Origin of the sequence: Streptomyces sp. SID3343 (genome assembly GCF_009865215.1) — a bacterium.
GTDB lineage: Bacteria > Actinomycetota > Actinomycetes > Streptomycetales > Streptomycetaceae > Embleya.
Genome location: NZ_WWJX01000319.1, coordinates 1 through 7,756, shown reverse-complemented (window position 1 = coordinate 7,756; position 7,756 = coordinate 1). Strand labels below are relative to the sequence as shown.

Genomic DNA, 7,756 nt, shown 5'->3' with positions numbered 1-7,756 from the left:
ACGCCAACCTCCTTTCATTGCAGGTCGGTTGACGGTGTGTCGGGTGAACAAGCCGGAGCGGTAAGTCCAACATTCGCCGACGTTCCCGACTCGATCACGTTTCGCTTCGGGGAGGCAAACGTGATCTGCGCCACAGCACACCCGTACTGTCGGTTGGCACCGGTAGTTTTCCCGCGTGTCGGATCGTGGGGGGATTCCGGGCGCAGGCGATGGCCGCGACCGGACCGGTGGTCAGTCGAGCGACGAGTCGCGCGACTCGGTGGGCAAGGGGGGCGGAGCGGACCCGTTCGCGGGTTATGTGTTCGACGAGGATTTCGTTCGAGGCGCGACCACGTCCGAAGGCTCCGCACGGGCCCGGATGCTGGCGCAGCGGTGGCGGGAATCGCCGCCCGAGCCCGCCCAGCCGTGGCGTGCGGGGCCCGCGCCGCGCACGCGCCGCGGTTCTCGGGTCAAGTTGCTGCTCGTGGTGGTCGTCGTGATCGTGGTCGCGGCTGTGGCCTTGGATCTGGGCGGCGCACGCCACTGGTTCGGCGGCGGATCGTCCACGTCGGCGGCGGACGACCCGTTGATCCAACCCCAGGTGACCGGGAGCGCGACGTCGGTGCCGTCGGTGGCCGGCAAGCAGGCGGTGGATCCCGACACGCCGACCCGGGCCGATCCGTTCGCGGGCTCACCGGCGCTGAACTACGCCGACAACGAGGCGGGTCTGACCCTTCCCGACGCCAAGGCCGTGCCGGGCTACACGGCGCGCGAGGTCTCGGACGCGTTGGCGCTCGTGCGACGGCTGCTGGTCGCGGGCAATCTGGACCGGAGCGCGCTGATGGGTGGCGCTCCGACCGCCTATCTGGGACTGCTCGATCCGGAGCAAGACGGCTTGCAGAAGTTGCAGAGCGCGTTGACGACCAACGCGTGGGATCCCGGAGCGACGACCTGGGTGACCCGGTTCGACGCGGCGGAGGTCGAACTCGTCGGCGCGGTCGTCAAGGTCAACGGCGTGACGAGCTATGCGACCGATGTCGACGGGATGTTGACGGTGCACGCCGACTACTCGTTCGTCTATCCCGTGGCCAGGCCGCACAGCGGCCCCGCGGCGACGGTCACCCGATCGGTCGTGCGCCGAGTGCTCGACACCACGGTGTACAAGGGACCCAAGTACACCGCGACCCCGCCGGGCAAGGTCTGGATCACCCAGCAGGACGTCGACATCTCGAACAGCTCGTGCAACCGCTTGGACGGCTTCGTACGGCCGGAGTTCTCGGACCAGGAGGGTGGTTCGGCGCCCTCGGGGGCCGCCAAGACGGACCCGTACGACCGCAGCAAGCCGATCCAGACCGGGGCGCCCGGTCAGTGCCTGGGCCTGGAGCGGATCTGATCGTGTCGATCGGTGGGGCAGGTGGTGATGAGGGACGTGGCCGACAAACCCCTCGGCAGGCCGGATGACGCGCCTGAGTGCCGCGACCGCGCCCGCGGCTGAAGCTGTGGCTGTGGGCGCGGTCGCGGGGGCGGCACACCGAACGGCGCGGTCGTCCGCAGGAGAGCGGACGACCGCGCCGTTCGGGCGTTCACCTCGGGCGAGTCGTCAATCCTTGTGGTCGTGCACCGTGTTGGTCTCCTGGATCTTCTTCCACGACCTCGGCTCCGACGGCACGACCGCCGTGGCGGTCGGCGCCGGACTCGACTTCGCCGGGCTCGATGCCACCACCCCGGCCGACCCCGCGGCGGGCTTCGCCGCCGTGAACAGCCAGGTGTTCATCAGCTCGCTCAGCGGCTTGCCGGAGATCCGCTCGGCGTACGCCTGGAAGTCCCGGATGGTGGCGTTGCCGTACCTGCGCTCGGTCGGCCATCCCTTCAGGATCCGGAAGAACGCGTCCTCCCCGACCGCGTTGCGCAGCGCCTGTACCGCCACCGCGCCCCGGTCGTAGACCGCACCGGCGAACTGTTGGTCCGCGCCCGGGTCGCCCGGCTTGACGGTCCAGAACGCGTGGTCGGCCGGGTAGAGGTTGTAGACGTAGTCGGCCAACTCCTGGGCCGTGCCCTCGTTCTCGTGCTCGGACCACAGCCATTGCGAGTATCGGGCGAAGCCCTCGTTGAGCCAGATTTCGCTCCAGCGCTGCACGGACACGCTGTCCCCGTACCACTGGTGGGCCAACTCGTGTACCACGACGGAGGTGTTGGTGCCCCGGGCGAACTGCGCGGGGCTGTAGAAGATCTGCCCCTGGGTCTCCAGCGCGTAGCCGGTGGGCACGTTGGGCACGTAGCCGCCGACCGTGCCGAACGGGTACGCGCCGAAGTAGCCGCTCAGCCAGTCGACCAGCTCGCCGGTCCGCTCGACACTGGCCCGCGCCGCACCGGCGTTGTCGCCGAGGTCCGTGCTGTACGCGGTGATGACGGGCAGCCCGCCCGGGGTGGTGTCGGTGCGGATGTCGAACCTGCCGATCGCCAGCGTGGCCAGGTAGGTGGCCTGCGGCTTGGACTGGCGGTACGTGTAGCGGGTCCAGCCGGCCCGCGAGCTCTGGGTCGAGGTGCCGTTGCTGATCACCTGGGTGCCGTCGGGCACCTGCACGGACACGTCGAAGGTGGCCTTGTCGGTCGGGTGGTCGTTGCTCGGATACCACCAGGCCGCGCTCTCCGGCTCGTTGGCGGCGACGCCGCCGTCGGGGGTGCGCAGCCAGGCCGACTGGCCGCCGCGCTCGACCTCGCCCGGCCTGTCGGCGTAGCGGACGACGACGGTGATCGGGCTGCCCTTGGTGATCACCCGGGCGGGGGTGATCACCAACTCGTGTTCACCTGTGCCGGCGAAGGCGGCGGCACGGCCGTTGACCAGCACCTCCTTCACGTCGAGCACGAAGTCGAGGTTGAACCGGGTGAGGTCCTGGGTGGCGGTGGCCAGGATGGTGGTGGTGCCCTCTAATTCGTCGGTGGTGGGCTGGTACTTGAGTCGGATGTCGTAGTGCGAGACGTCATAGCCGCCGTTGCCGGCGTTCGGGTAATAGGGGTCGCCGATGCCCGCCGCTCCCGGGCCGGCCGGGGCGGCGGAGGCGGGGACGGACAGGAGCAGGGCGAGCGCGCCGGCAGCGGCGGAGACGATCGGCCTCTTGCGCACAGTGTTCCTCCACGGGGTCGGTCGCAATTACGGGTCGGTTCGATCCTTGTCCCGACGAGCCGCGTCCTACGCCCGAACGTTCGGACGTGCACACGAAGGCAAACCCACATGGCGGCGCCGCCACCGCCCCCTCGGGGGTGGCGGTGGCGGGAGCACGAGTCGAGGAAAGCGAGGCCAATATCAAGACACGCTGCCTCGAAATTATCCCGGCCTCATATCGAGGCACAATGCCTCGGAATTGATGCGGGCGGCCACGTGCCCGATGGCGGTGGGAGGTCGAAAGCCGGGTCAGTCCCACGTGTGGTCGGGGTGTCCGCGAGTGCGCAGCCGCTGTTTCATCTCGGCCTCGTACAGATGTCGCCTACCGCCGACGAGGTCGTCTCGCAGGCGCTGCTCCGCGTCGGCGAACGGCTGGTAGTACGTGTGGTCGTACGCCTCGACGATCTGGAAGGTCCAGTGTCCCGGAATCACGTTGCGGCCTGCGATCTCGGTCGCCAGGACGTCGGCGGCGTCCGGGTGTCCGGCCGCGCGCAACATGTCCACCGCGTCGCGGAGGATGCGGTCGGCGCTACCGGTGAGCTGATGGAACGCGTACAGGTGTCCGCGGGCGCGGGCGGTGTACTCCCACGCCTCCGACACTCTCCCGAGCGCGGCCACGGTGGCGTCGTCCACCCCGGCGGGGCGACGGTGGGCGTCCTCGAAGGAGAACGAAGCCGAGTCGGGCACGAGTGGTCCTCTCGTCCGGTACCTCGGGCCCGATTGCCCGGGCCGCCCCGACGGAAACGTCGGAACGAGGCCGGGCCGCCGGCCGGCGGGCCGGCCGCATGGTCGATGCTTTCCGATCACCGGGCGTCCGTGCCGAATTTTGCCGGAGCGCGGGTGAACGGGAACGGCAGTCGGGTGAACGGGAGCACCGTCCGTTAGCCGATGCGGAGTTCGGGCATCGGGACAGGTGTCTTCCGGCCCTCTTGCCCGTTGGTGAACGGAGGATCGGGCGTCCCGAATGACCGCTCGGCGCCGACCGCTCACGGCGCCCGTCTTGTTCCGGAGCACCCATGTCGTTGTCGGGAAGCGTCGATCCGGACGGTGACACCGTTCACGCCGTGGAGGAGGTACTGGGTCGATACCTTCGGCAGCGACTGGACGAGGCCGCGACGCTGGGCGAGGTCTTCGCCGCGGAACTGGCCGCCGACGTCGTCTCGTTCGCGATGACGGGTGGAAAGCGATTGCGGGCGTGCCTGACCTGGTGGGCATGGCGCACCGCCGGTGGGCGCTCCGATGATCCCCGGTCCGCCGCCGTGTTGCGCATCGCGGCGGCTTGGGAACTGCTTCAGGTCTGCGCACTCGTGCACGACGACATCATGGACGACGCGCCGGTGCGTCGCGGGCGGTCGGCGGTGCACGTGGGACACGCCGAGCGGCATCGGCGCGAACGTCGAGCCGGGGACGCGGACGGTCACGGGCGCTCGATGGCGATTCTCGCCGGTGATCTGGCCCTGGTGTGGGCGGACGACCTCTTCGCGGAGAGTCGGCTCGGCGAGCCCGATCGGAGCCGCGCCGCACAGGTGTGGCGGGCGGTACGCACCGAGATGGTCGCAGGCCAGCATCTGGACCTGTACGCCCAGGCCGCGGGTGACCACTCCCCCGCGACGGCTTTGCGGGTGGCGCACGGCAAGAGCGCGTTGTACTCGGTCGACCGTCCGATGCAGTTGGGTGCCGTGGTCGCGACGGCCGATACCCGGCGCATCGAGACGTTGCGGGCGGTGGGTCGGCAAGCCGGTGTCGCTTTCCAGTTGCACGACGATCTCTTGGACGCGTTCGGCGATCCCGAGCACACCGGCAAGCCCGGCGGAAACGACCTGCGTGCGGGCAAGAGCACCTATCTGCTCGGTGTCGCCCTGGAACGAGCCGATCGGCGGGGGGACGGCGCGGCAAGTCGCCTGTTGCGGGAGAGCCTGGGTGTCACGTTGTCACCGCGACGGTTCCGGCAGGTGCGCGAGGTACTGGTGGACCTGGGGGCGCGGGCGGCCGTCGAACAGCGCATCGACGAGTTGGTCGGGTCGGCGTTCGAACGCCTGGCGGACGCCGACGTCGACGCGGACGCCGCGGATCGACTGCGGTCGCTGTTGCGGCGGGCCGCGGGTCGGGAGCCGTACGACGATCCGGACCTGGTGTGCCCCGGGTCGGGAGCGGCCCGATGAAGGCCGTGCGCGGGCCCACCGATCACGTGGTGGTGGTGGGCGCCGGGCTGTCCGGTCTGGCCGCCACGCTGCATCTGCTCGGTGCCGGGAGACGGGTGACGGTGATCGAGGCGGAGAACGGGCCGGGCGGGAGGGCGGGCCTGGTCGAGTTCGGGGCCTATCGCGCGGACAGCGGACCGTCCGTCCTGACCATGCCGCACTTGATCGACGAGGCGTTGGCCGCCGTCGGCGACTCGATCGACGAACGGCTCGACCTGGTCCCCCTGCACCCGGCCTACCGCGCCGAGTTCGCCGACGGTTCGAGCCTGGACGTGCACAGCGACGCGCGTGCGATGGAGGAGGAGGTACGCCGTTTCGCCGGCCCCGAGCAGGCCGCCGGCTACGTGGCGATGCGCGCGTGGCTGGAGCGGTTGTATCGCGCGCAGATGCGCCGTTTCATCGATGCCAACTTCGACTCGCCGCTCGGTGTGCTCAACGCCGACCTGGCGCGGCTGGCCGCGCTCGGCGGGTTCGGCGGGCTCGACCGCCGCATCGGCCGGTTCCTCGGCGACGAGCGCCTACGGCGCGTCTTCACGTTCCAGTCCCTGTACGCGGGCGTGTCGCCTGCCAAGGCGATGGCGGCCTACGCCGTCATCTCGTACATGGACACGATCGCCGGCGTCCATTTCCCGCGCGGTGGTGTGCACGCGGTGCCGCGCGCACTGGCCGACGCGGCGGTCGCGGCCGGGGCGCGTTTCCACTACGGCGACGCGGTGTCCCGATTGGAGCGGCTCGGTGACCGGGTCGTGGCCGTCCACACCGTGCACGGGCGCCGGGTCGCGTGTGACGCGCTCGTGCTGACCCCGGATCTGCCCGTGGTCCATCGGCTGCTCGGGCGCGCGCCCCGCCGTCCGGTGCCGCTTCGCTACTCGCCCTCCGCCGTCGTGCTGCACCTGGGGACGCGTCGGAGCTGGTCGCGGTTGAACCACCACACGATCTCCTTCGGGGCGGCGTGGTCGCGCACGTTCGCCGAACTCACCCGCGACGGCCGCGTGATGAGCGACCCGTCGTTGCTGATCACCCGGCCCACCTTCACCGATCCTTCGTTGGCGGCGCCGGGCCGGCACCTGCACTGTGTGCTCGCCCCGTGCCCGAACACGGCACTGGCGCCGTTGGATTGGGCCCGGCTGGGGCCCATCTATCGGGACGGTATCGTCGCCGAGTTGGAGCGACGCGGCTTCGACGGTCTCGACGCCTCCATCGAGTCCGAACGCCTGGTCACCCCTGCGGACTGGGCCGCACAGGGGCATGGCGCGGGGACGCCGTTCTCGATCGCGCACACGTTTACCCAGACCGGTCCGTTTCGGCCGCGCAATCTCGTCGGCGGGGTGGCCAACGTCGTCCTCGCCGGTTGTGGAACGACGCCGGGGGTCGGTGTTCCGACCGTCCTGATCTCGGGAAAACTCGCGGCCGCCCGCGTGACGGGCGTGCGCGACTCCCGGCACCGCGCTTTTGCGTACCGCTCGCCGGCCGCGTCGACGACGAAGGCGGGCCGACCGTGAGCGGACGCGAACTGGACGCGGCGGGCATCACCGATCCGGCGCTGCGGGACGCCTACTTCACGTGCAGGCGGCTGAACGCCCGGCACGGGCGCACCTACTTTTTGGCCACCCGACTGCTTCCGCGTGAGCGTAGGCCGGCGGTGCACGCGCTGTACGGGTTCGCGCGGTGGGCCGACGACATCGTCGACGGCCCCGCCGGACCTGCCGGTGCCGCCGGACGGGCTCGGGCGTTGGCGAGGCTGAACACCGAATTGCACCGGGGCACGGCGTCGGCCGAGACCCGGTCGCCGGTGGTTCGCGCCTTGGTCGACACGGCGCGCCGCTACGGCATCGACCAGCGCCTGTTCACGGATTTTCTGACGTCGATAGAGATGGACCTGCACGTCACCGACTATCCGACGTACCGGGACCTGCGCGTGTACATGCATGGTTCGGCGGCGGTGATCGGTCTGCAGATGCTGCCGATCCTGGGCACGGTCGTGCCCGTCGAGGAGGCCGCGCCGCACGCGGCGGCGTTGGGTGAGGCGTTCCAGCTCACCAACTTCCTGCGTGACGTCGGGGAGGACCTCGACCGGGACCGCGTCTATCTCCCCGGCGAACTGCTCGCCGCGCACGGCGTGGATCGTGAACTGTTGCGGTGGAGTCGCGACCGCGGTCGCAGCCCCGAGCGGGTACGTGCGGCGTTTCGCGACATGGAGGCGCTCACCCGTCGGGTCTACCGTGAGGCGGTGGCCGGCATCGCCATGCTGGACCCGCTGACCCGCCCCTGCGTGCACACGGCCTATGTGTTGTATTCGCGCATTCTCGACGAGATCGCCGCACGCGAGTACCCCGTGTTGCACCATCGGGCGACCGTGTCCCGGCGCCGGCGCGCGCTCGTCGCGACGCGCGGCTTGGGCACGCTCGTGTGG

General features: G+C 70.4%; 6 protein-coding genes. 4 read left to right on the top strand and 2 right to left on the bottom strand.

Translation table 11 applies throughout. The annotated features are described in order from the left end of the window. The first annotated feature begins 175 nt into the window (after positions 1–175). Positions 176–1,372, top strand: coding sequence for a hypothetical protein (locus tag GT354_RS10865; protein ID WP_161356077.1), 1,197 nt, complete (start codon positions 176–178; stop codon positions 1,370–1,372). Positions 1,373–1,579: 207 nt separating this feature from the next. Here GT354_RS10865 and GT354_RS10860 read toward each other — a convergent pair whose 3' ends face one another. Then, positions 1,580–3,103, bottom strand: a complete 1,524-nt coding sequence (locus GT354_RS10860; protein WP_161356076.1) for a M1 family metallopeptidase — start codon at positions 3,101–3,103, stop codon at positions 1,580–1,582. Between the two features lie 288 nt (positions 3,104–3,391). Continuing rightward, on the bottom strand, positions 3,392–3,829 hold the full coding sequence (locus GT354_RS10855; protein ID WP_161356075.1) for a hypothetical protein: 438 nt from the start codon (positions 3,827–3,829) through the stop codon (positions 3,392–3,394). A gap of 329 nt (positions 3,830–4,158) precedes the next feature. Here GT354_RS10855 and GT354_RS10850 point away from each other — a divergent pair, with 329 nt between their 5' ends. The 3 genes from GT354_RS10850 to GT354_RS10840 all read left to right on the top strand — a co-directional run. Then, positions 4,159–5,304, top strand: a complete 1,146-nt coding sequence (locus GT354_RS10850; protein WP_161356074.1) for a polyprenyl synthetase family protein — start codon at positions 4,159–4,161, stop codon at positions 5,302–5,304. Further along, entirely contained in the window at positions 5,301–6,845 is a 1,545-nt protein-coding gene (crtI, locus tag GT354_RS10845; RefSeq protein WP_161356073.1) for a phytoene desaturase family protein, read from the top strand. The genes GT354_RS10850 and crtI overlap by 4 nt, the downstream gene beginning before the upstream one ends. Then, the coding region (locus GT354_RS10840; protein WP_161356072.1) for a phytoene/squalene synthase family protein at positions 6,842–7,756 on the top strand (915 nt) is incomplete at its 3' end. The genes crtI and GT354_RS10840, both read left to right, overlap by 4 nt.

Coding starts and splice junctions, on each gene's coding strand:
- crtI (WP_161356073.1), top strand. CDS start 5,301: ATGAAGGCCGTGCGCGGGCCCACCGATCACGTGGTGGTGGTGGGCGCC.
- GT354_RS10850 (WP_161356074.1), top strand. CDS start 4,159: ATGTCGTTGTCGGGAAGCGTCGATCCGGACGGTGACACCGTTCACGCC.